The sequence below is a fragment of the Reyranella sp. genome, from assembly GCF_004297405.1.
In the GTDB taxonomy this organism is placed as follows: domain Bacteria; phylum Pseudomonadota; class Alphaproteobacteria; order Reyranellales; family Reyranellaceae; genus Reyranella.
Genome location: NZ_SCVC01000040.1, coordinates 1 through 21,598, shown reverse-complemented (window position 1 = coordinate 21,598; position 21,598 = coordinate 1). Strand labels below are relative to the sequence as shown.

Annotated in this window: 34 protein-coding genes; 2 read left to right on the top strand and 32 right to left on the bottom strand. The window is 65.0% G+C overall.

Annotated elements, in window-relative coordinates; genetic code table 11:
* Nucleotides 1-58: 58 nt before the first annotated feature.
* From EPO50_RS25605 to EPO50_RS25590, 4 genes are all read right to left on the bottom strand, one after another.
* Nucleotides 59-613, bottom strand: a complete 555-nt coding sequence (locus tag EPO50_RS25605) for a glycine zipper domain-containing protein (protein ID WP_296348864.1) — start codon at nt 611-613, stop codon at nt 59-61.
* Nucleotides 610-2,493: a protein kinase gene (locus EPO50_RS25600; RefSeq protein WP_296348862.1), complete on the bottom strand. Its 1,884-nt coding sequence runs from the start codon at nt 2,491-2,493 to the stop codon at nt 610-612. Before EPO50_RS25600 ends, EPO50_RS25605 begins: the two co-directional genes overlap by 4 nt.
* Before the next feature lie 15 nt (nt 2,494-2,508).
* Nucleotides 2,509-3,390 carry an adenylate/guanylate cyclase domain-containing protein gene (locus EPO50_RS25595; protein ID WP_296348860.1) on the bottom strand — a complete coding sequence of 294 codons (882 nt, stop codon included), beginning with the start codon at nt 3,388-3,390 and terminating at the stop codon, nt 2,509-2,511.
* A gap of 175 nt (nt 3,391-3,565) precedes the next feature.
* A complete protein-coding gene (locus tag EPO50_RS25590; RefSeq protein WP_296348859.1) occupies nt 3,566-4,336 on the bottom strand; it encodes an enoyl-CoA hydratase/isomerase family protein in 771 nt (256 codons plus the stop codon).
* Nucleotides 4,337-4,409: 73 nt separating this feature from the next.
* Here EPO50_RS25590 and EPO50_RS25585 point away from each other — a divergent pair, with 73 nt between their 5' ends.
* On the top strand, nt 4,410-6,200 hold the full coding sequence (locus EPO50_RS25585) for an acyl-CoA dehydrogenase (RefSeq protein ID WP_296348857.1): 1,791 nt from the start codon (nt 4,410-4,412) through the stop codon (nt 6,198-6,200).
* Nucleotides 6,201-6,331: 131 nt separating this feature from the next.
* Entirely contained in the window at nt 6,332-7,471 is a 1,140-nt protein-coding gene (locus tag EPO50_RS25580) for a cytochrome P450 (protein ID WP_296348855.1), read from the top strand.
* A gap of 40 nt (nt 7,472-7,511) precedes the next feature.
* Here EPO50_RS25580 and rplQ read toward each other — a convergent pair whose 3' ends face one another.
* The 28 genes from rplQ to EPO50_RS25440 all read right to left on the bottom strand — a co-directional run.
* Nucleotides 7,512-7,934, bottom strand: a complete 423-nt coding sequence (gene rplQ / locus EPO50_RS25575) for a 50S ribosomal protein L17 (RefSeq protein WP_296348854.1) — start codon at nt 7,932-7,934, stop codon at nt 7,512-7,514.
* Nucleotides 7,935-7,956: 22 nt separating this feature from the next.
* A complete protein-coding gene (locus EPO50_RS25570; protein ID WP_296349088.1) occupies nt 7,957-9,027 on the bottom strand; it encodes a DNA-directed RNA polymerase subunit alpha in 1,071 nt (356 codons plus the stop codon).
* A gap of 53 nt (nt 9,028-9,080) precedes the next feature.
* Nucleotides 9,081-9,494: a 30S ribosomal protein S11 gene (rpsK, locus tag EPO50_RS25565; RefSeq protein WP_296348853.1), complete on the bottom strand. Its 414-nt coding sequence runs from the start codon at nt 9,492-9,494 to the stop codon at nt 9,081-9,083.
* Between the two features lie 18 nt (nt 9,495-9,512).
* On the bottom strand, nt 9,513-9,890 hold the full coding sequence (gene rpsM / locus EPO50_RS25560; RefSeq protein ID WP_296348851.1) for a 30S ribosomal protein S13: 378 nt from the start codon (nt 9,888-9,890) through the stop codon (nt 9,513-9,515).
* Between the two features lie 121 nt (nt 9,891-10,011).
* Nucleotides 10,012-10,662 carry an adenylate kinase gene (locus tag EPO50_RS25555; RefSeq protein ID WP_296348849.1) on the bottom strand — a complete coding sequence of 217 codons (651 nt, stop codon included), beginning with the start codon at nt 10,660-10,662 and terminating at the stop codon, nt 10,012-10,014.
* Entirely contained in the window at nt 10,659-12,005 is a 1,347-nt protein-coding gene (secY, locus tag EPO50_RS25550) for a preprotein translocase subunit SecY (RefSeq protein WP_296348847.1), read from the bottom strand. Before secY ends, EPO50_RS25555 begins: the two co-directional genes overlap by 4 nt.
* A gap of 59 nt (nt 12,006-12,064) precedes the next feature.
* A complete protein-coding gene (rplO, locus tag EPO50_RS25545) occupies nt 12,065-12,544 on the bottom strand; it encodes a 50S ribosomal protein L15 (RefSeq protein WP_296348845.1) in 480 nt (159 codons plus the stop codon).
* 31 nt (nt 12,545-12,575) lie between these two features.
* Entirely contained in the window at nt 12,576-12,770 is a 195-nt protein-coding gene (gene rpmD, locus EPO50_RS25540) for a 50S ribosomal protein L30 (protein ID WP_020695024.1), read from the bottom strand.
* Between the two features lie 11 nt (nt 12,771-12,781).
* On the bottom strand, nt 12,782-13,372 hold the full coding sequence (rpsE, locus tag EPO50_RS25535; protein ID WP_296348842.1) for a 30S ribosomal protein S5: 591 nt from the start codon (nt 13,370-13,372) through the stop codon (nt 12,782-12,784).
* 16 nt (nt 13,373-13,388) lie between these two features.
* Entirely contained in the window at nt 13,389-13,751 is a 363-nt protein-coding gene (gene rplR, locus EPO50_RS25530) for a 50S ribosomal protein L18 (protein WP_020695022.1), read from the bottom strand.
* Nucleotides 13,752-13,765: 14 nt separating this feature from the next.
* Complete coding sequence (gene rplF / locus EPO50_RS25525; RefSeq protein WP_296348838.1) at nt 13,766-14,299, bottom strand: 50S ribosomal protein L6; 534 nt, start codon at nt 14,297-14,299, stop codon at nt 13,766-13,768.
* Between the two features lie 2 nt (nt 14,300-14,301).
* Complete coding sequence (rpsH, locus tag EPO50_RS25520) at nt 14,302-14,700, bottom strand: 30S ribosomal protein S8 (RefSeq protein ID WP_043283652.1); 399 nt, start codon at nt 14,698-14,700, stop codon at nt 14,302-14,304.
* A 16-nt stretch (nt 14,701-14,716) separates the two neighbouring features.
* A complete protein-coding gene (gene rpsN, locus EPO50_RS25515; RefSeq protein WP_296348835.1) occupies nt 14,717-15,022 on the bottom strand; it encodes a 30S ribosomal protein S14 in 306 nt (101 codons plus the stop codon).
* A 14-nt stretch (nt 15,023-15,036) separates the two neighbouring features.
* The gene (gene rplE / locus EPO50_RS25510; protein WP_296348833.1) at nt 15,037-15,579 is read right to left on the bottom strand and encodes a 50S ribosomal protein L5; all 543 of its coding nucleotides are present in this window, start codon (nt 15,577-15,579) and stop codon (nt 15,037-15,039) included.
* An 11-nt stretch (nt 15,580-15,590) separates the two neighbouring features.
* On the bottom strand, nt 15,591-15,914 hold the full coding sequence (gene rplX, locus EPO50_RS25505; RefSeq protein WP_020695017.1) for a 50S ribosomal protein L24: 324 nt from the start codon (nt 15,912-15,914) through the stop codon (nt 15,591-15,593).
* Between the two features lie 3 nt (nt 15,915-15,917).
* Complete coding sequence (gene rplN, locus EPO50_RS25500; protein WP_092829893.1) at nt 15,918-16,286, bottom strand: 50S ribosomal protein L14; 369 nt, start codon at nt 16,284-16,286, stop codon at nt 15,918-15,920.
* Between the two features lie 18 nt (nt 16,287-16,304).
* Nucleotides 16,305-16,553: a 30S ribosomal protein S17 gene (rpsQ, locus tag EPO50_RS25495; RefSeq protein WP_020695015.1), complete on the bottom strand. Its 249-nt coding sequence runs from the start codon at nt 16,551-16,553 to the stop codon at nt 16,305-16,307.
* Nucleotides 16,554-16,563: 10 nt separating this feature from the next.
* Nucleotides 16,564-16,755, bottom strand: a complete 192-nt coding sequence (gene rpmC / locus EPO50_RS25490) for a 50S ribosomal protein L29 (RefSeq protein WP_296348826.1) — start codon at nt 16,753-16,755, stop codon at nt 16,564-16,566.
* Between the two features lie 17 nt (nt 16,756-16,772).
* Complete coding sequence (gene rplP, locus EPO50_RS25485; protein ID WP_296348822.1) at nt 16,773-17,186, bottom strand: 50S ribosomal protein L16; 414 nt, start codon at nt 17,184-17,186, stop codon at nt 16,773-16,775.
* A 6-nt stretch (nt 17,187-17,192) separates the two neighbouring features.
* Nucleotides 17,193-17,912 (bottom strand): 30S ribosomal protein S3, encoded by a 720-nt coding sequence (gene rpsC, locus EPO50_RS25480; RefSeq protein WP_296348820.1) that lies wholly within the window; start codon nt 17,910-17,912, stop codon nt 17,193-17,195.
* Nucleotides 17,912-18,298: a 50S ribosomal protein L22 gene (rplV, locus tag EPO50_RS25475; protein WP_296348819.1), complete on the bottom strand. Its 387-nt coding sequence runs from the start codon at nt 18,296-18,298 to the stop codon at nt 17,912-17,914. The genes rpsC and rplV overlap by 1 nt, the downstream gene beginning before the upstream one ends.
* A 6-nt stretch (nt 18,299-18,304) precedes the next feature.
* A complete protein-coding gene (gene rpsS, locus EPO50_RS25470; protein WP_296348818.1) occupies nt 18,305-18,583 on the bottom strand; it encodes a 30S ribosomal protein S19 in 279 nt (92 codons plus the stop codon).
* Nucleotides 18,584-18,593: 10 nt separating this feature from the next.
* The gene (rplB, locus tag EPO50_RS25465) at nt 18,594-19,424 is read right to left on the bottom strand and encodes a 50S ribosomal protein L2 (protein WP_296348816.1); all 831 of its coding nucleotides are present in this window, start codon (nt 19,422-19,424) and stop codon (nt 18,594-18,596) included.
* A 16-nt stretch (nt 19,425-19,440) separates the two neighbouring features.
* Nucleotides 19,441-19,764: a 50S ribosomal protein L23 gene (locus tag EPO50_RS25460; RefSeq protein ID WP_296348815.1), complete on the bottom strand. Its 324-nt coding sequence runs from the start codon at nt 19,762-19,764 to the stop codon at nt 19,441-19,443.
* On the bottom strand, nt 19,761-20,381 hold the full coding sequence (rplD, locus tag EPO50_RS25455; RefSeq protein ID WP_296348813.1) for a 50S ribosomal protein L4: 621 nt from the start codon (nt 20,379-20,381) through the stop codon (nt 19,761-19,763). The genes EPO50_RS25460 and rplD overlap by 4 nt, the downstream gene beginning before the upstream one ends.
* Nucleotides 20,382-20,398: 17 nt before the next feature.
* Entirely contained in the window at nt 20,399-21,100 is a 702-nt protein-coding gene (gene rplC, locus EPO50_RS25450; RefSeq protein WP_296348811.1) for a 50S ribosomal protein L3, read from the bottom strand.
* 31 nt (nt 21,101-21,131) lie between these two features.
* On the bottom strand, nt 21,132-21,446 hold the full coding sequence (gene rpsJ / locus EPO50_RS25445) for a 30S ribosomal protein S10 (protein ID WP_068198221.1): 315 nt from the start codon (nt 21,444-21,446) through the stop codon (nt 21,132-21,134).
* A 32-nt stretch (nt 21,447-21,478) separates the two neighbouring features.
* Nucleotides 21,479-21,598: hypothetical protein (locus tag EPO50_RS25440; RefSeq protein WP_296349086.1), on the bottom strand; the 120-nt coding region annotated here is incomplete at its 5' end.

The following is a 21,598-nucleotide window of genomic DNA, read 5'->3' as shown; positions in this document are numbered from 1 at the left end:
TGAAATGGAAACGGCCGGCGATCAGAAACCGCCGGCCGTTTCGTTCAACTGTGCTCTATCAGACGGAGACGGGCTTCAGCTCCTGCGAGCCCGCCGACTTGCAGAAAGTCGTGGTCTCGGTGGTGGTCTGACCGTTCTTGGTCGCCGTCAGCTCGATCGGCCGGCAGGTGCTGCCATCGGCGCGCGTCGAGGCCGGAGCAACCGGCTTGGCGGCCACGATGGTCGGCGGCGCCGACGTCGATGAGGAGGACGAGGTCTTGGTCGGCTCGACCGTGTAGGTGGTCGGCACGTTGGTCTCGGAGACGAAGGCATTCTGCGTCGCCTCGGCGAGGCGGCGGCGCTCCTGGTCGTCCAGGGCCCTGCCGACGAGATTGCCGGCCAGGCCGCCGATCAGCGCTCCGCCGACGACACCGCCGACCGAACCGAAGGCGAGACCGCCCACTACGCCACCCAGCGCTGCGCCGACGACGGTGCCCGTCGCCTGGTTCGACGGCCGGCCCTGGTCGTCGGACATGCAACCGGTGGCGAGGCCGAGGGCGGCGATCATGCCGACAACGCGAACCGCGATTCTTCTGAACGAGCGAGCTGCTGTATCGGCAGTCAAGGCAGTCATCTGGTACATCTCCGTTTGTACTCTGGAACGTTCACTCTACCCCAAAGATATAGTTTCCGGCCACGAGCATCGTCTTCGGCCTCTGAATAAGACCGCGGGGCATCACACGACGCCAGCAACAGGCCCGTCTTGATCAACGTGAGGGCGAGGTCATCGCGCTCGGAGTCCGGCGCGTCGGCCAGCGGCTCCTTGGCGGTGCGCTTGGTGATAAGGCAACGATAGAGCGGCGTGCCGTCGGTCAGACGGTCGGTCTGGCGGCAGCGCACGTTGCGCGCCTGCTCCGCCAGGGCATTCACCGCCAGCTTGTGCAATTCCGGATCGTCGACCGAGTCCGCGCCCTGTAGCCTGATTTCACCCGGCCGCCCCTTGATGACAATCAGGTTCAGTGTCTTGCCAAAATGGTCGAAGTTCCCGGCGGCGAATTCGGCGGCCTTGCGTGCGTCCTCGGCGGCCTTCTTGCGCGCCGCTTCTTCGGCTTCCGCCTTCTGCCGGGCCTCGTCTTCGGCGCGCTTCTTCTCGGCGAATGCCGCCTCGGCCCGACGCAGGGCGTCCTCTTCCATCTTGCGCTGCGCCTCGGCTCTGTCCTTGGCGTCCTGCTCGGCCTTGGCCTTGGCCTCCTGCTGCGCCTTCTCGGCCCGCAGCTTTTCTGCCTCCGCCTGTGCCTTGTCTGCGTCCGCCTGTGCTTTGCGCTTCGCCTCTTCGGCGGCCTCGGCTGCTGCCTTAGCCCTCACCGTCTCCGGATCGGGACCGCGGGTCGCCATGGCGTAATAGCCGCCGCCACCCAGCGCCAGGACCAATACCGCGGCAAGCGCGACCCACAGGCCAGTCTTCTTCTTCGGTTCTCCAGACGCCCCATGCGGCGACGGCGCTGCAACCGTCGGCGCTCCCAGGACAGAAACGCGGGTGGCGGGCGTGGAGGTATCCTTGCCCATGACGACGGTAGCGCCTGCTTCGGGAGCCGACGTCATGCCGAGGATCGGCCGCCAGCCTGCAATCGACTGCGGCCGGTCGCGCGCCGCCACCGTCAGGCCGGCATCAACGCCAGCCAGAAGACCTGACGAAAATCCCACCGGCGCAAACTTGGACAACGGCTCGTAGGTGTCGTCCAGCATGCGATCGAAGGCATTGGGCGGCGCCTTGCCCATGATCGCGTGATAGATCGTAGCTGCGAGTCCGTAGATGTCGGACCATGGACCCTGCTTGGCCGAGGTCATCTGCTCGGCCGCGGCATAGCCTGGCGTGAAGATCGCGGTCATGGCCGCGGTGCGACCGACCATCGCCGCGCGCGAAGCGCCGAAATCGATGAGCGTCGGATTGCCGGTGGCATCGAGCAGGATGTTGGCCGGCTTGATGTCGCGGTGCAGGAAGCCCGCACTGTGCACCTGCTCCAGCCCGTCGAGCAGCGGCCACAGGATGCGGTCGACCTCTTCCGGCGTCAGCTTGCCGTTCTTGTTGATGCGATCCTCGAGCGTTTCACCGCTGAGGAGTTCCATGACGATATAGGCCGTGCCGTTGGCTTCGAGGAAATCGAAGACATGCACGATCGCCGGTACACGGTGCAGGCTGGCAAGTGTGCGGCCCTCGGTGACGAAGCGATCGCGGCCCCACCCGAAATCGTCGGCCATTCGGGTCGAGCGCGGCAGCACTGTCGCCCCGTCCTGGCGCACGGCAAGTGCCGACGGCAGATACTCCTTGATCGCGACTTCGCGGCCGAGCTGAACGTCGCGGGCGCGATAGGTGATGCCGAAACCACCCTGCCCCAACACCGACAGGATCTCGTAGCGCCCGATCGTCTGGCCAGGCTTCAGCGCAACGTAGTCGACGTCCTCCGGCGGGTTGGCCGGGGTGTTGCCGATCTGCGTGTCAGAGCCTTCGGTCATGGTGGCAGGATCCAGCTAGATATGCTGGATGACCAGCTCGACATCGCCGAGCCGTAACTTGGAGCCGGCTTGCAGGGCTACCGGTGCGCCAGCCTTGAGCGCGATGCCATTCACCGCAGTACCGTTGGTCGAGCCCAGGTCCTCGACCTGCAGCGCCTCGCCGGCGAGGGTGAGTTTGGCGTGCCGGCGTGAGACGGTAGGATGCGGCACGACGAGTTCGCACTGATCAGCGGCGCGGCCGATGAACAGGCCCTGCGGCTGACCGACCAGCTTCTCCATCGCCACTTCGAAGAGATGCTTGCGGCCCGCGGAGTCGGGCCCCTCGAAGCGCAGCGTGATCTGCGGGACCATGCGCGTCGTCGTACCGGGCGCCTGTCGCGCTGGCCGCACATGGAACACCTGTACGGAGCGGCTTACGTTCTTGAGCTGGTGCTCACCGCCGTCATGGAAGGCGTATTCGACCCGCAACTCCACCAAATCGCGAACAGCACGCGACACGGCAATGCCGCCGGGCTCGGCGATCGCCTGAATACGGGCCGCGAGATTGACGCCGTCGCCGAAGATGTTCTGGTCTTCGTCGTCGATGATCACTTCGCCGAGGTGCACGCCGATACGGAACAGCATGCGCTGTTCTTCGTTCAACGCCTCGTTGAAGCGCGCCATGCGCTCCTGGATGTCGATGGCGGCGCCCACGGCCGAGACGGCCGAGCCGAACTCAGCCAGCATGGCGTCACCCGCCGTGCCGACCAGGCGGCCGCGACCGACGTCGATCGCCGGACGCCAAACCTCGATCTGGGCTGACTTGAGGTGGCGGAAGGTGCGGGTCTCGGCCCCTTCCATCATCCGGGTGAATCCGGCGAGGTCGGCGTGGACGATAGCGGCTAAGCGGCGTTGCATGATGTCTTTGAGTGAGCGGCCATATCTCGGTTTCGCACCGGAGGGCAAGATACTTCACTAACCTGGGAGAAACATTGGCGATCGTCACAAAGATTAAGGGGCCAAATGCCTCCAAAACGACAAATTGCCGAACCTGTGCATGCTTTCGGCAACTGTCGCTCCCCGACTCCGCTGGCTAGCGGCCCTTGAAGGCTGGAGCCCGGCGTTCGCTGAGGGCGGCAAGACCTTCACGCAGATCTTCCGACGTCGCACAGACCTTGGCGCTTTGGCGGATCGAGGGGACATCGGGTGACGCCTGGGCGAACTGTTCGATGGCTCGCTTCATGCCCGCCATGGACAGCGGCGCCAGGTTCGCGAGCCGGGCCGCCTTCTCGTCCACCTTGTCCTTGAATTCGGCGCGTTCGACCAGCCAGTCGAGATAGCCCACGGCCAGCAGCTCGGCGTCGTGGAAATCCTCCGACAGCAGGAAGGCGCGCTTGGCGAAGCTCGGGCTCACCTTCTGCGTGTAGCGGCGCAGCCCGCTCGGATAGTAGTGCAGGCCAAAGCGCGCGGCCGGCATGAAGAAGCGCATTCCCTTGACGCCCAGACGGAAGTCGCAGGCCAGCGCCAGGTCGGTGGCGCCGCCATAGACACCGCCGTTCAGCGCACAGAGCGTCGGCATGCGCATGGCCTCGATCCGGTCCATGACCTTCTCGAAGCTGTCGTCGCTGCCTTCGTCGCGGCGCTCGCCGGCCGGGATCGAGCCCAGGTCGTAGCCAGAGCAGAAGGTCTTATCGCCGGCGCCGGTGATCACCGTGACACGGATGTTCGGATCGGCGTCGGCCTTATCGACTGCCTCCCGCAGGAGTCGCAGCCCGGCCGGATCGAGACGATTGTGCTTGGCTGGGTCGTTGAGGGTAATGGTCGCGCGAGGACCATCGATGGCAAGCAATACTGAAGCGGTCATGTTGGTTCCAAAATAGCCGAGCCGGTCGCCAAAAGCGACCGATCGCGGCATATTGCGGCCCGGAGGAGTACACATGACTTATACAGCCCCATTGGCCGACATGCGTTTCGCGCTGCGCGAGGTGGCCGGTCTTGCCGGTGTCGCGGCCTTGCCGGGCTATGAGCATGCGACCGACGATACGATCGACGCCGTGCTCGAGGAAGCCGCCAAGCTCGCCGGCAATGGCCTGGCGCCGCTCAATCGCGACGGCGACAAGGTCGGCGCCAAGCTCGAGAATGGCGTGGTCCGCACCGCCCCCGGATTTGCTGGCATCTACAAGGAATTCGTCGAAGGCGGCTGGAACTCCCTGCCCTTCGATCCGGCATTCGGCGGCCAAGGCATGCCCTGGCTGCTCGCCACGACGGTACAGGAGATGTGGCAGGCGGCGAACATGGGCTTCGGCCTCGTGCTGCTGCTGAACCAGGGGGCGATCGACGCCATCCACCATCACGGCTCAGAGCAGCAGAAGGCCGCCTATCTGCCCAAGATGATCTCGGGCGAATGGACCGGCACGATGAACCTCACGGAGCCCCAGGCGGGTTCCGACCTCGGCCAGCTCAAGAGCCGCGCCGTGAAGAGTGGCGACCACTATCTCGTGACCGGCCAGAAGATCTTCATCACCTACGGTGAGCACGATATGGCCGAGAACATCGTCCATCTCGTCCTGGCACGTACGCCGGATGCGCCTGCAGGTGTGCGCGGCATCTCGCTGTTCATCGTGCCGAAGTTCCTCGTCGATGCCGACGGCAAGCCTGGGAAGCGTAACGACCTGCGCTGCGTGTCGCTGGAGCACAAGCTCGGCATCCACGGCAGCCCGACCTGCGTGATGTCCTTCGGAGACGATGGCGGCGCGGTGGGCTATCTGGTCGGTGAGGAAGGCCGCGGCCTCTCCTACATGTTCACCATGATGAACAACGCCCGGCTCTCGGTCGGCGTCCAGGGGTTGGCGATCGCCGAGCGGGCCTATCAGCAGGCGGCCGCCTTCGCCCGCACCCGTGTGCAATCCAAGGATGACGGCAGCCCCCAGCCGCAGCCGGTATCGATCGTCCATCATCCCGACGTCCGGCGCATGCTGATGTCCATGCGGGCTCAGATCGAGGCGATGCGGGCGCTGGGCTACTACACGGCCGCCGGCATCGACGGTGCGCTGAAGCACCCGGACAAGGAGACGGCGCGCAAGACGCAGGACCGCGTCGACCTGTTGATCCCGATCGTGAAGGCCTGGTTCACCGACCTCGGCAACGAGATCGCTTCGACCGGCGTGCAGGTCCATGGCGGCATGGGCTTCATCGAAGAGACCGGTGCGGCCCAGCACCTGCGCGATGCCCGCATCCTGCCGATCTACGAAGGAACCAACGGCATCCAGGCGCGAGATCTAGTCGGGCGCAAGATAGCCAAGGATGGCGGCGAGACGATGCTCGGCCTGGTCGCAGAGATGCGGGCCCAGGTGAAGGAGCTGGAGGCGGCGCCGGGGGACGATCTGGCGGCCATTGCCGTCGGCCTGTCATCAGCCGCGGACGCGCTGGAGGATGCTACCAAGTGGGTGGCGCAGTCGGTGAAGGCCGAGCTGGTCAATGCGCTGGCGGGCTCTGTACCCTTCCTGCGACTGGCCGGCACAGCGCTGGGGGGCTGGCTGCTGGCCAAGAGCGCCCTCGTCGCCCAGACGAAGCTCGCAGCCCGTGACGGCGATCCAGCCTTCCTCGAAGCCAAGCTGGTCACAGCCCGTTTCTATGCCGAAGTCATGCTGCCACCGGCGCTGGCGCAGCTGGGGCCGCTCAAGGCCGCCGGCCGCACGGTCTTTGTGCTCTCCGAGGAGCAGTTCTGACCGCCGGCCTGATCGAACTCCCCGCGGACGAGGCCCGGGCGTTCGCCGAACGCTTCGACCTCGCCGCCCTCGATCGCGCCTTCCTCGACGATCCGTTTCCCCGCTATCACGCGTTGCGCCGCTTCGCGCCCGTGAAGCGGTTGCCCGATGGCAGCGTGTTCCTCTCGCGCTACGCCGATGTCGCAGTCTGCTATCGCGACGCCCGCATGAGCTCCGACAAGAAGGCGGAGTTTGGACCCAAGTTCGGCGTCGGCACGCCGCTCTACCGCCATCACACGACCAGCCTGGTATTCAACGATCCGCCGCTGCACAGCCGCGTGCGCAAGCTCCTCGCGGCGGCCTTCACCCCACGTGCCCTGGCCGCCCTGCAGCCCCGGATCGAGGCGATCGTCGACGGCCTCATCGCCCGGCACGCCGACGACGGCCGCATGGACCTGGTCGAGGATTTCGCCTTCCAGCTCCCTGTCGAAGTCATCTGCGACATGCTGGGCGTGCCGGCCGGGGAACGCTCACCCTTCCGGCGCTATTCGCTCGCCATCCTGGGTGCCCTGGAGCCTGTCGCCGGGCCGGAGCGGCAGGCGGCTGGCAACGCAGCGGTGGCGGAGTTCTCGGCCTATCTGGACGAGCTGGTGGCCACCAGACGCCAGTGGCCGGCGGACGACCATGACGTGCTCGGCACCTTGATCCATGGCGAGATCGACGGCGAGCGGCTCACCCACGACGAGCTGGTGCAGAACTGTATCTTCCTGCTGAACGCCGGCCACGAGACCACGACCAACCTGATCGGCAATACCATCGACGCCTTGCTGCGCTTTCCCGACGAACTGCAGCGCCTCAAGGGCAATCCCGGGCTGCTGAAAACCTGTATCGAGGAAGGTCTGCGTTTCGAGAGCTCCAACCAGCTCGGCAATCGTCGCCTGACGACCGACCTCGAGATCGGCGGCGAGCGGCTGGCGGCCGGCACCTATCTCCATATCGGCATCGGTGCGGCCAACCGCGACCCGGCGCAGTTTCCTGAGCCTGATCGCTTTGATGCCGGCCGCGAGCCTAACCGGCACTTCGCTTTCGGGTCGGGGGTGCATATGTGCCTCGGCGCCGTGCTGGCACGCCTGGAAGGCACGATCGCCATTGCCCGCCTGGTCGACAGCCTCGATGGGTTGGTGCGCGACGGCACGCCGGAGCGCGGTGGCCGCGCCCGCTTCCGTGGCTTCAACCGCTACCCGGTCGCATGGAACCGGGCGACAACCGAGCAAAGAAAAACGCCCGGCTGAGCGGCCGGGCGTTTCCTATTCGGTCTGAAGCAGGTGAGGCTTACGCCGCGGCCTGCTGTTCAGCGGCCTCGGCCGACGGGCCGCTGTCCTGGCCCTTGGCAGTGGCATCGCGCTCGACGAACTCGATCACGGCCATCGGCGCGGCATCGCCAAAGCGATAGCCCGCCTTCAGCACGCGCAGGTAGCCGCCGGCCCGCTTGGAGTAGCGCGGACCAAGCGTCGAGAAGAGCTTATCGGCGACGTAGGGATCGCGCAGGAAGCCGATCGCCTGACGACGCGCGTGCAGGCTACCCTTCTTGCCGAGCGTGACCAGCTTCTCGACGATCGGACGCAGGTCCTTCGCCTTGTGCAGCGTGGTCGTGATCTGCTCGTGCTTGATGAGAGCACCCGCGAGATTGGAGAACATCGCCTTGCGATGCTCTGCCGTACGGTGGAATTTCCGGCCGCGATTTCCGTGACGCATGACTTAATATCCTTCTGTCGGCCTAGTACGGCTCTTCCAGCCGCTTGGCCATCTCTTCGATGTTGTCCGGCGGCCAACCCGGGATTTCCATGCCCAGGTGGAGGCCCATGCCGGCCAGCACTTCCTTGATCTCGTTCAGCGACTTGCGGCCGAAGTTCGGCGTGCGCAGCATCTCCGCTTCGGTCTTCTGCACGAGATCGCCGATGTAGATGATGTTGTCGTTCTTCAGGCAGTTGGCCGAACGAACCGACAGCTCGAGCTCGTCGACCTTGCGCAGCAGGTTGCGGTTGAACGGGAAATCGTCCTGCTGCTCTTCCTTGCGGACTTCGCGCGGCTCTTCGAAGTTGATGAAAAGCTGGAGCTGGTCCTGGAGGATGCGCGCGGCCAACGCCACAGCGTCGTCCGGACGGGTCGTGCCGTTGGTCTCGACCGTCATCGACAGACGATCGTAGTCGGTGACCTGACCGACGCGGCTGTTCTCGATCTTGTAGGAAACGCGCTTGACCGGGCTGAACACCGAGTCGACCGGGATCAGGCCGATCGGCGCATCTTCCGGACGGTTCGCCGAGGCCGGGATGTAGCCCTTGCCGGTGGCGACCATCAGCTCCATCGAGATCGACGCACCGTCGTCGAGCGTGCAGATCAGGTGCTTGGGATCCATGATCTGGACGTCGCCGGGCAGCTCGATCATGCCGGCCGTCACCTCACCCGGGCCGACGGCGCGCAGGTAGAGACGCTGCGGGCGATCGCCCTGCATTTTTACGGCCATCGCCTTGATGTTGAGGACGATGTCGACCACATCTTCACGAACGCCCGGGATCGACGAGAACTCGTGCAGCACGTTGTCGATCTTGATCGACGTGACGGCGGCACCCTGGAGCGACGACAAGAGAACGCGCCGCAGCGCGTTGCCGAGCGTGAGACCGAAACCGCGCTCGAGCGGCTCGGCGACGATGGTCGCAGTACGACCAGGATCAACGCCGGCTTCGGTGACAAGCTTTTCCGGCTTGATCAGGTCCTGCCAGTTCTTCTGAAGCACGAGGGCTACCTCTCTAGACCGGTGGTTTCGGCGACTCCCGAAGGGAGTCGCGATACATTTCTCAGGAGCGGGCGGCGCCAGAAGCGCCGCCTCCACTCAAATCGAACTCAGACGCGACGACGCTTCGGCGGGCGGCAGCCATTGTGGGGGATCGGCGTCACGTCGCGGATCGCGGTGACGGCGAGACCAACGGCCTGCAGCGCACGAAGCGCCGACTCGCGACCCGAACCGGGGCCGCGCACTTCGATCTCCAGCGTACGCATGCCATGTTCCATCGCCTTGCGGCCGGCATTCTCGGCGGCCATCTGGGCGGCGAACGGCGTCGACTTGCGCGAGCCCTTGAAGCCCTGCTGGCCCGACGACGACCAGGCAATCGTGTTGCCCTGCGCGTCGGTGATCGTGACGATCGTGTTGTTGAACGAGGCGTTCACGTGAGCGACGCCCGCGATGATGTTCTTGCGTTCCTTGCGACGAGGACGCGCGCCGGCGGTGGCGCCCGAAGCGGCTGCAGCCTTGGCCATGATCCGGTTCCCCTCGACTTACTTCGTGACTTTCTTCTTGCCGGCAATCGGCTTGGCCGGACCCTTGCGGGTGCGCGCATTGGTATGCGTGCGCTGGCCATGGACCGGCAGACCGCGGCGATGCCGCAGGCCGCGATAGCAGGCGAGGTCCATCAATCGCTTGATGTTCATCGCCACTTCGCGACGCAGGTCGCCCTCGACCGTGTAGTCACGGTCGATGGTCTCGCGGATGCGGATGACCTCGTCGTCGTTCAGCGTGTTTACCCGCCGCGACTGGTCGATCCCGACTTTTCCACAGATCTCCTTGGCTTTCGCCAGACCGATCCCGTGGATGTACTGGAGCCCGATCACCACGCGCTTGGCGGTCGGAATATTCACACCGGCTATACGAGCCAAAGTCTCAACTCCTTCAAAGACTTATGGCGCGCTCGCGCGCGCCCGTCACATGTTCCGCTGGCCCCGGAAAAGCGCGCGATTATATGTACCTGCGCTCCCGAGTCAACGGAACTCCCTCTTGTCAAGTCCCCGCCAAAACCCCTGAAATCTGGCGGTAAACTTCGTCCATCTGAGCCATCCCGTCGACCTTCCGCAGCACCCCGCGGGCGCTGTAGTACGGCAACAGGGGCTCCGTCTGGGCCCTGTAAGCGGCCATGCGTGTCTTCATGGTCTCTGCATTATCGTCCTTGCGGCGGCTGAATTCCTTCGAGCCGCAGACGTCGCAGACCCCATCGACCTTGGGCCGCTTGAATTTGTCATGGTACCCCGTGCCGCACTTGGCGCAGGAGAACCGGCCGACGATGCGCTCGGTCAGCGCCTTCTCGTCGACTTCCATCTCGACCACCCGGTCGAGCTTCTTGCTCGTCTTGTCGAGCATCTTGTCCAGCGCCTTGGCCTGGGCCTCGGTCCGCGGGAAGCCGTCCAGAATGAAACCCTTGGCGCAGTCCGGCTGGGCGATCCGATCCTCGATCAGACCGACCATCAACGCGTCCGGCACCAGCTCGCCCCGCTCCATGATGCCCTTAGCCTTCTGGCCGAGCTCGCTGCCCGACGCCACGGCCGCACGCAGCATGTCGCCGGTCGAAAGCTGAACCATCCCGCGGTCCTGCTGCAGCCGCTGGGCCTGGGTGCCTTTACCGGCGCCCGGCGGTCCCAGAAGGATGATGTTCATCGTCCCTTCCCCCGCAGGCGGGCCTTCTTGATGAGGCCCTCGTATTGATGCGCCAGCAGGTGCGCCTGGATCTGCGTCACCGTGTCGAGCGTTACCGAGACCACGATCAGGAGGCTGGTGCCGCCGAAGTAGAACGGCACACCGCCACGGGCGATCAGCAGTTCGGGCAGGATACACACCGCCGAAAGATAGAGCGCGCCGATCACGGTCAGGCGATTGAGAATGTATTCCAGGTACTCGGCGGTGTTCTTGCCGGGACGGATGCCAGGCACGAAGCCGCCGTTCTTCTTCAGATTGTCGGCCGTGTCGTTCGGGTTGAAGACGACGGTCGTATAGAAGAAGCAGAAGAAGACGATCAGCGCGATGTAGGCCAGCAGGTAGAGCGGCTGGCCGTGACCGAGATAGGTCGACATCCACTGCATCCAGCCCGGCTCGGCAGTATTGCCCTGGAACGAGGCGATGGTGGCCGGGAAGAGCAGCAGCGAAGAGGCAAAGATCGGCGGGATGACACCGGCGGTGTTGATCTTGAGCGGCAGGTGCGAGGCTTCGCCGCCATACATGCGGTTGCCGACCTGGCGTTTGGGATATTGCACCACGATTCGTCGTTGCGCCGTCTCCACGAACACCACGACCGCGACGACCAGCACTACGCCCACGATCAGGGCGATGATGAACAGCGCAGAGAGGGCACCGGTGCGGCCGAGTTCGAGCGTCTGCACCATGGCGTCGGGCAGCGCCGCGACGATGCCGGCAAAGATGATCAGCGATACGCCGTTACCGACGCCGCGCGCGGTGATCTGCTCGCCCAGCCACATCAGGAAGAGTGTGCCGCCGACCAGGGTGACGGTCGTGACGAAACGGAAAAAGATACCCGGATCGATCACCACGGGGCCGGCCGAGGCCACCTGGCTCTCGAGGCCGATTGCGATGCTATAGGCCTGGAAGGCCGCCAGGATGACCGTGCCGTAGCGCGTATACTGGTTGATCTTCTTGCGGCCGGCCTCGCCCTCCTTCTTCAGCGCCTCGAGCGACGGTACGACCGTCGTGAGGATCTGCATGATAATGGAGGCCGAGATGTACGGCATGATGCTGAGCGCCAGCACCGACATGCGGCCGATCGAGCCGCCGGAGAAGACATCGAGGAGGCCGGCGATGCCGCCGGCGTTCTGGCGGAAGATCTCCGCCAGCGCATGCGGATCGACGCCGGGAACCGGAACATAGGCGCCGATACGGAAGACAACGAGCGCAGCCACGGTGAACCATAGGCGCTTCTTGAGCTCGGTCGCCTTACCGATAGCGCCCCAGTTCAGGTTGGATGCAAGTTGCTCGGCGGCGGATGCCATGGAACCTCACGCGTGAACGACACAAAGGGGGCACGACGCCCCCGTTGACGCCGTCCGGTTCAGGCCGCCTCGGCCACGGGCTTGGGCGGTAGTTCGACCTTGCCGCCGGCCTTTTCGACCGCGGCGATCGCCGACGCCGAAGCGCCCGCGACCTTCACTTCGATCTTGGTCTTGATCTCGCCCTTGCCAAGCAGGCGCACACCGTCTGCGGCATTCTTGAACAGGCCGGCGGCCTGCATGGCGGCGGCGTCGATCACCTGGCCGGCGTCGAGCTTCTTGTCGTCGATCGCCTTCTGCAGCGTGCCGAGGTTCACCACCTGGAAGATCTTCTGGTGCGGCGGACGGAAGCCGCGCTTCGGGATGCGGCGGTAGAGCGGCATCTGGCCGCCCTCGAAGCCCTTGATGGCGACGCCGGTACGCGACTTCTGGCCCTTGACGCCACGGCCCGCAGTCTTGCCCTTGCCCGAGCCGATGCCGCGGCCGACGCGCATGCGCCCCTTGCGAGCACCCGGGTTGTCGGAGATCTGATTCAGTCTCATCGTTCTCTACCTCCGCGCCGAAGCTTGCCGCTCAGCGCGTTTCCTCGTCGATGCGCACCAGGTGCTGCACCTTGTTGATCATGCCGCGCACCTCGGGCGTATCCACGAGCTCGCGGCTGCGATGGCGCTTGTTCAGGCCCAGGCCGATCAGCGTCGCGCGCTGATCTTCGGTACGTCCAATGTGGCTACCGGTCTGGGTGATCTTGATCTTCTTGCCTTCGGCCATTGTCCGGCTCCTTAAGCGGCCGCTTCGGCGACGGCATCCTCACGACGGCCGAGCAGGTCACCGACCTTCTTGCCGCGGCGGGTCGCCACCATGCGCGGCGAGTTGAGCTGCTCGAGCGCCTTGAAGGTCGCCTTGATCATGTTGTGCGGGTTGGACGTGCCGACCGACTTGGCGACGATGTCCTTGATGCCCAGCGTTTCGAAGATGGCGCGCATCGGGCCACCCGCGATGATGCCGGTACCGGCCGGGGCAGCCCGCAGCGTCACCTTGCCAGCGCCGAAGCGGCCGCGCACGTCGTGATGCAGCGTGCGACCGTCGCGCAGCGGCACGCGGATCAGCCCGCGCTTGGCAGCTTCGGTAGCCTTGCGGATCGCCTCGGGAACCTCACGCGCCTTGCCGGCGCCGTGGCCGACGCGGCCGCGCTGGTCGCCGACGACGACAATCGCTGCAAAGGCGAAGCGCCGGCCGCCCTTCACCACCTTCGCAACGCGATTGATGGTGACCAGCTTGTCGGTCAGTTCGTTTTCCTCGTCGCGATCGCGATCGCGGCCCCTCTCGCGCTCGCGCGGGGAACGGCCGGAACCACCGGGTGAACGAGCCATGTGCACTAACTCCCGATCAGAACGACAGGCCGCCCTCACGGGCGGCATTGGCCAGCGCTTCCACGCGGCCGTGATAGATGTAGCCGCCACGGTCGAAGACGACTTCCTTGACGCCGGCCGCGATGGCGCGCTGGGCGATCAGCTTGCCGACTTCGGCAGCCGCGCCCTTGTCAGCGCCGGTCTTGATCTTGCCCTTGACGTCCTTGTCGAGCGACGAGGCGGCAGCCAGGGTCAGGCCCTTACGGTCGTCGATGACCTGGGCATAGATGTGCTTGCCCGAGCGGAACACGCTGAGGCGCGGGCGACCACCGCCAGCCTGGCGCAGCGCGTAGCGCGTGCGCCGCTGACGGCGGGCGAAAAGAGCGTTGCGATCGGACATGATGGATCTCGCCTTTACTTCTTCTTGCCTTCTTTGCGCCGAATCGTCTCGGTCGAGTACTTGATGCCCTTGCCCTTATAGGGCTCGGGCGGACGCAGGCTGCGGATCTCGGCCGCAATCTGGCCGACCCGCTGACGGTCAGCGCCGCTGATCTCGATCTCGGTCGGCTTCAACGCCTTGATCTGGATGCCGGCCGGAATGGGAATCTCGACGTCATGGCTGAAGCCGAGCTGCATCTTCAGCATCTTGGCATCGGCCTGGGCGCGATAACCGACGCCGTTGATCTCGAGGTTGATCGTGAAGCCATCAGACACGCCACGGACGACGTTGCTCACCATGTTACGCGCCGTGCCCCACTGCATGCGGGCGCGACGGCTCTCGGTGCGCGGCTTGAAGACGAGTGCATCACCTTCGCGGGCGATCGACACGTCGTCGTGCACCGTGAACTGCAGCTCGCCCCGCTTGCCCTTGGCCTTGAGATGCTGGCCCTTGAGGTCGATGGTGACCCCGGCCGGAATCGGAACCGGATTTTTGCCGACGCGCGACATGGCTAGAACACCTTGCAGATAACTTCGCCGCCAACATTGGCAGCGCGCGCTTCGGCGTCGGACATGACGCCACGCGGCGTGGAGAGGATCGAGATGCCGAGCCCGTTGAAGTGACGCGGCAGCTCGCGGATCTTCGAGTAGACACGACGGCCCGGGGTGGAGACGCGCTTGATCTCCTTGATGACCGGACGACCGTTGTCATACTTCAGCTCGACGCGAAGCTCCTTCACGCCGGGCCGCAGTTCTTCTTCGAACCAGCCGCGGATATAGCCCTCGCGCTGGAGCACATCGAGCACACTCGACCGCAAGCGCGAGGCCGGGACGGTCACGCTGTCGAGGCGCGCCGACTGGCCGTTGCGGATGCGGGTCAGCAAATCGCCGACGGGATCTGTCATTGCCATAGGTCTACGGCCCCCGTTACCAGCTCGACTTCACGACGCCGGGCAGAGCGCCCAGCGAGGCGAGCTGACGCAGCGCAAGGCGCGACAGCTTGAACTTGCGGTACACGGCCCGCGGACGACCCGTGAGCTCGCACCGATTGCGAATGCGCGTCGGCGAAGAGTTGCGCGGCAGCTTGGCGAGCTTGAGGCGCGCCCCGAACCGCTCTTCCGGCGTCAGCTTGTCGTCGACCGCCATCGCCTTGAGTTTGGCGCGCTTGGCGGCGTACTGCTTCGCCATCTTGGCGCGCCGGTTGTTCTTCTCGACTGAACTCGTCTTGGCCATTTTCTTCTCCGGCCTCAGTTCACGAAGGGGAAGTCGAAACCGCGGAGAAGCGCCTTGGCTTCCGCGTCCGTCTTCGCCGTCGTGCAGATGATGATGTCCATGCCTCGGACCATGTCGACCTTGTCGTACTCGATCTCGGGGAACACGATCTGTTCCTTGAGACCCATTGCGAAGTTGCCGCGGCCGTCGAACGACTTGCCGTTCAGCCCGCGGAAGTCGCGGACGCGCGGCAGCGCGATGTTCACCAGGCGGTCGACGAACTCGTACATGCGATCGCGGCGCAGGGTGACCTTGGCGCCGATCGCCATGCCTTCGCGAAGCTTGAAGGTCGCGATCGAGATGCGCGACTTGGTGACGACCGGCTTCTGGCCGGTGATCGCCGTCAGGTCGGCTACGGCGCCATCGACGGCCTTGCGGTCGTTGACCGCCTCGCCGACGCCCATGTTGATCACGATCTTGTCGAGTTTCGGCACTTCGAAGGCGTTCTTGTAAGCGAACTCCTTCGTGAGGGCCTCACGGATCGTCTCTCTGTATCGTTCTTGCAGTCGCGCGGGCATTGACCCGTCTCCTACCGGTCTATGGTCTCGCCGGAGGCGCGCGCAAAGCGCACCTTACGGCCATCTTCCAGGAACTTGAAACCGACCTTCGTCGGCTTGTCGGACTTCGGATCGAGCAGGGCCACGTTCGAAACGTGGATTGCAGCTTCGCGCTCGATGATGCCGCCGGACTCGGCCCGGCTCGGCTTGGTGTGGCGCTTGATGACGTTCACGCCCGACACCACGACGCGGTTTTCCTCGGGCAGCACGCGCAGGACATCGCCCACCTTGCCCTTGCTGCGGCCAGTGATGACCTTGACGCGGTCACCCTTCCGGATCTTGAGCTTGTTGGCCATGGCTTAGAGCACCTCCGGCGCGAGCGAGATGATCTTCATGAACTTCTTGGCCCGCAGTTCGCGCGTGACCGGTCCGAAGATACGGGTGCCGATCGGCTCGTCCTGCTTGCTGATCAGGACCGCGGCGTTGCGATCGAAGCGGATCGCACTGCCATCGACGCGGCGCAGCGGGAACGAGGTGCGCACGACGACGGCGCGATGGACCTCGCCCTTCTTCACGCGGCCGCGTGGAATGGCTTCCTTGATCGACACGACGATGACGTCGCCGACACTCGCATATTTGCGGCGGGAGCCGCCCAGCACCTTGATGCACTGGACTCGACGGGCGCCTGAATTGTCGGCGACCTCGAGGTTGGTTCGCATCTGAATCATGACTTTTGCTCCGACCGCTTAAGCCTTCGCGCCTTCGACCAGAACTTCCCAGCTCTTGGTCTTGGACAGCGGGCGGCACTCGCGGATACGCACGATCTCACCGATCTTGCCCTTGAAGGCATTGGCTTCGTCGTGCGCGTGATACTTCTTCGACCTACGGATGAACTTCTTGTAGATCGGGTGCTGAACGCGCCGTTCGACCTTGACGACGATGGTCTTGTCCATCTTGTCGCTGACGACGACGCCTTCGAGAATTCGCTTCGGCATTTACGACTCCTTAACCCGCGGCCTTCTCGCCCTGCACCGTCTTGATGCGAGCGATGTCGCGGCGCACCTGGCGCGCGCGGGCAGTCTTCTGAAGCTGGCCGCCTGCCTTCTGGAAGCGCAGGTTGAACGCTTCCTTACGCAGGTTGCCGAGCTCGTTCTTGAGCTCGTCCTTGGTCTTGGGGCGCAGATCGCTGGCCTTCATGTCAGTCTCCCTCGTCCCTAGGCGCCGACGCGCGCAACGAAGCGCGTCTTGATCGGCAGCTTGGCAGCGGCGAGCGCCAGGGCTTCGCGAGCCACCGTCGCCGATACGCCTTCGAGCTCGAACAGAACGCGACCCGGCTTGACGCGCGCCGCCCAGAATTCAGGTGCGCCCTTGCCAGAGCCCATGCGGACTTCGGCCGGCTTCTTCGACACCGGAACGTCGGGGAACACGCGGATCCATACACGGCCGGCACGCTTCATGTGACGCGTGATGGCACGGCGGGCCGCCTCGATCTGGCGTGCGGTCAGGCGATCCGGCTCCATCGCCTTCAGCCCAAAGGAGCCGAAGTCGAGATTGAAGCCGCCCTTGGCCGCGCCGTGGATGCGGCCCTTGAACGCCTTGCGGTACTTGGTGCGCTTGGGTTGCAGCATGATGACTTACGCGTCCCTCTGCTCGGTGCGCTCGACGCGCGCCGGCGTGCGTTGCGGCGCAGCTTCCTCGGCGCGCTTGTCGTGCGCCATCGGGTCGTGCGCCATGATCTCGCCCTTGAACACCCACACCTTCACGCCGCAGGTGCCGAAGGTGGTGAAGGCCGTGGCGGTGCCGTAGTCGATGTCGGCGCGCAGCGTGTGCAGCGGCACGCGACCTTCGCGGTACCATTCCATGCGGGCGATTTCCGAACCGCCGAGGCGGCCCGAGCAATTGATGCGGATGCCCTGGGCGCCCAGGCGCATCGCCGACTGCACGGCGCGCTTCATGGCGCGACGGAAGGCGACACGGCGCTCGAGCTGCTGGGCGATGTTCTCGGCGATCAGCGTGGCATCGATCTCTGGCTTGCGGATCTCGACGATGTTCAGGGCCACTTCGCCCTTGGTCATCTTAGCGAGGTCGCCGCGCAGCTTCTCGATGTCGGCGCCCTTCTTGCCGATCACCACGCCCGGACGGGCGGTGTGGATCGTGACGCGGGCGCGCTTGGCCGGACGCTCGATGACGATCTTCGCAACACCCGCCTGGGCGAGCCGCTCGCGCAGCACCTTGCGGATGTGGATGTCCTCATGGAGCATCTTCGCGTAGTCGCCGCCTTCGGCGTACCAGCGGGAATCCCACGTCCGGTTGATGCCGAGCCGCAGGCCGATCGGGTTGACCTTCTGACCCATTACTTGTCCTCCGCCTCGGCGCGCTCGCGCACCACGATGGTGAGATGAGCGAACGGCTTGACGATACCGGCCGCGCGGCCGCGGCCACGCGTCTGGAAGCGCTTCATGACCAGGCCCTTGCCGACCGACGCCTCGGCAACGATCAGGCGATCGACGTCGAGGTTGTGGTTGTTCTCGGCGTTGGCGATGGCCGAATTCAGAGCCTTCTTCACGTCGAGCGCAATGCGCTTCTTCGAGAAGGTGAGTTCATTGACCGCGGTCGCGGCCTTCTTGCCGCGGATCGTGGCGGCCACGAGGTCGAGCTTGCGCGGGCTGATGCGCACGGAGCGCAGCACGGCCTTGGCCTCGTTGTCCGCCTCGCGGCGGGGAGCGGATGGCTTGCTCATCGCGCGTTACTCCTTCGACACCTTTTTGTCACCGGAATGACCGGTGAAGGTGCGGGTCGGCGAGAATTCGCCGAGCTTGTGACCGACCATTTCCTCGGTGACGTTCACCGGGATGAACTTCTTGCCGTTGTAGACGCCGAACGTCAGACCGACGAACTGCGGCAGGATCGTCGAACGGCGCGACCAGGTCTTGATGACCTCGCTGCGGATGCTGCCGCGCGACTTCTCGGCCTTCTTGATCAGGCTGCCTTCTACGAAGGGACCCTTCCAAACGGAACGTGCCACTGTCTATCTCCTAGCGCGTCGCATGCCGGCGGCGGATGATGTACTTGTCCGTCGCCTTGTTCTTGCGCGTCTTCTTACCCTTGGTCGGCTTGCCCCACGGCGTAACCGGATGACGGCCACCCGAAGTACGGCCTTCGCCGCCGCCGTGCGGATGATCGACCGGGTTCATGGCGACGCCGCGAACGACCGGGCGGATGCCCAGCCAACGGGCGCGACCAGCCTTGCCGATCACGATGTTCTGGTTGTCGGGGTTCGAGACGGCACCGACGGTGGCCAGGCACTCACCCGGCACCAGGCGCAGCTCACCTGAGTTCAGCTTGATCTGGGCGTAGCCCGCGTCCTTGCCGACGAGCTGGGCGTAGGTGCCGGCGGAACGCGCCAGCTGGCCGCCACGGCCCTTCTTCAATTCGACGTTATGCACGATCGTGCCGACCGGCATGTTGGCCAACGGCATGGCGTTGCCCGGCTTGATGTCGACGCGCTCGCCCGAGACGACCTCGTCGCCCGCCTTCAGGCGCTGCGGCGCCAGGATGTAGGAGAGCTCGCCGTCGGTGTACTTGATCAGCGCGATGAAAGCCGACCGATTGGGGTCGTACTCGAGACGCTCGACCGTCGCCGTCACGCCGAACTTGCGGCGCTTGAAGTCGACCAGGCGCAGGCGGCGCTTGTGACCACCGCCCATGTGATGGCTGGTGATGCGGCCATGGTTGTTGCGTCCGCCGGTGTTGCTCTTACCGCGCGTCAGCTCCTTGACCGGCTTGCCCTTCCACAGGCCCGTACGGTCGACGATGACCAGCTGTCGTAGCGACGGCGTGATCGGCTTGTATGTTTTCAAAGCCATTGTTGCTTCCCCCGTCCTACAGGCCCGTGGTCACGTCGATCTTGTGACCATCGACCAGCGAGACGATCGCCTTCTTCCAGTCGCTCCGCACGCCCGGACGGCCACGGAAAACCTTCGTCTTGCCCTTCACCGTCACGGTGTTGACGGCCTTCACCTTGACCTTGAACAGGCCTTCGATGGCCTGCTTGATCTCGGGCTTGGTGGCGTCCATCGAGACACGGAAGGTCACCTGGCTGTGCTCGGAGCCGTTGGTGGTCTTTTCCGTGATCAGCGGCGAACGGATGACTTCGTACATCCGCGCCCGCGAGACGACCTCGGCCGGATAGCGCTTGGCGCTCATTGCAGACGCTCCTCGAGATGCTTTACGGCATCCTTGGTCAGCACCAGCGTGTCGCGGCGCAGGATGTCGTAGACGTTCGCACCCTGCTGCGGCAGCACATCGACGTGGGCGATGTTGGCCGCGGCGCGGGCGAAATTGGTGTCGACCTCGGCACCGGCGATGACCAGGACGCTCGAGATGCCCAACGCGCCGAAATGGCCCTTGAGCTTCGACGTCTTGGGTTCAGCCAGCGTCGCGGCATCGACCACGATCAGCTTGCCCTCGGCCGCCTTGGCCGACAGCGCGGTGCGCAGCGCGAGCTTGCGGACCTTCTTCGGCAGATCGCTGGCATGGCTGCGCACGACCGGACCGAAAGCCTTGCCACCGCCACGAAACTGCGGCGCCGCTTCGTTACCGTGACGGGCGCGGCCGGTGCCCTTCTGGGCATACATCTTCTTGGCCGTCGCCGTGATCTCGGAGCGACCCTTGGTCTTGTGCGTGCCCTGCTGGCGGCGCGACAACTGCCACACCACACAACGCTGCAGGATGTCCTTGCGGACGGGGACGGCGAACACGGCGTCGGCAAGATCGAGCTCGCCAGCGCTGCCGCCTTCTATGGTCTTAACGGAGATCTTCATGATCCTATCCTTGCCGCTCAGGCCGCCGGTGCAGCCGCTTCGGCAGCCTTGCGCAGGCCGGCCGGGTACGGTGCATCCTTGGGGCGGGCGCGCTTGGACGCGTCCTTGACGATGATGTAGCCGTTGGCCGGGCCGGGAACGGCGCCGGACACCAGCAGCAGACCCTTTTCGTCGTCGACGGCGACGATCTTGAGATTCTGCGTAGTCACGCGCTCGCTGCCGTAGTGGCCGGCCATCTTCTTGCCGGGGAACGTACGGCCGGGATCCTGGCGGTTACCGGTCGAGCCATGGCTACGGTGCGAGACCGACACGCCGTGGCTGGCTTCGAGACCGCCGAAGTTCCAGCGAACCATCGAGCCAGTGAAGCCACGGCCGATCGTCGTGCCGATGACGTCGACGAACTGGCCCGGCACGAAGTGGCTAGGCACCAGCTCGGCGCCGACTTCAAGGACTGCATCCTTGGCGACACGGAACTCGACGAGCTTCTTCTTCGGCTCGACCTTCGCCTTGGCGAAGTGACCGCGCATCGGCTGGGTCACGTTCTTCACCTTGGCCTTACCGTAGCCGAGCTGCACAGCGACGTACTTGTCCGTCTCTTCCGAGCGGACGGCGACGACTTGCAGATTGTCCACCTTCAGAACGGTGACGGGCACATGTTCCCCGGCGTCATTGAAGACGCGGGTCATGCCGACCTTCTGGGTGACGAGACCGCAACGCATGGTCCTGTTCCTTCTTCCCTTGTCCGCTCGCCTAGGCGCCGAGCTTGATCTCGACGTCCACGCCGGAGGCGAGGTCGAGCTTCATCAGCGCGTCCACGGTCTGCGGCGTCGGATCGACGATATCGAGCACGCGCTTGTGCGTACGGATTTCGAACTGCTCGCGCGACTTCTTGTCGATGTGCGGCGAGCGATTGACCGTGAACTTCTCGATTCCCGTCGGCAGCGGGATGGGGCCGCGCACCTGCGCACCCGTCCGCTTGGCCGTGCTCACGATCTCGCTGGTCGATGAATCGAGCACGCGATGATCGAAGGCCTTCAGCCGGATCCGGATATTGGTGTTGTCCATGGCCATGATATTCGCCCTGTCGCGCCGGTTGTTTACTTGACGACTTTGGTGACGACGCCGGCGCCGACGGTGCGGCCGCCCTCGCGGATGGCGAAGCGCAGGCCCTCGTCCATGGCGATCGGCTGGATCAGTTCGACCACCAGACGCGCATT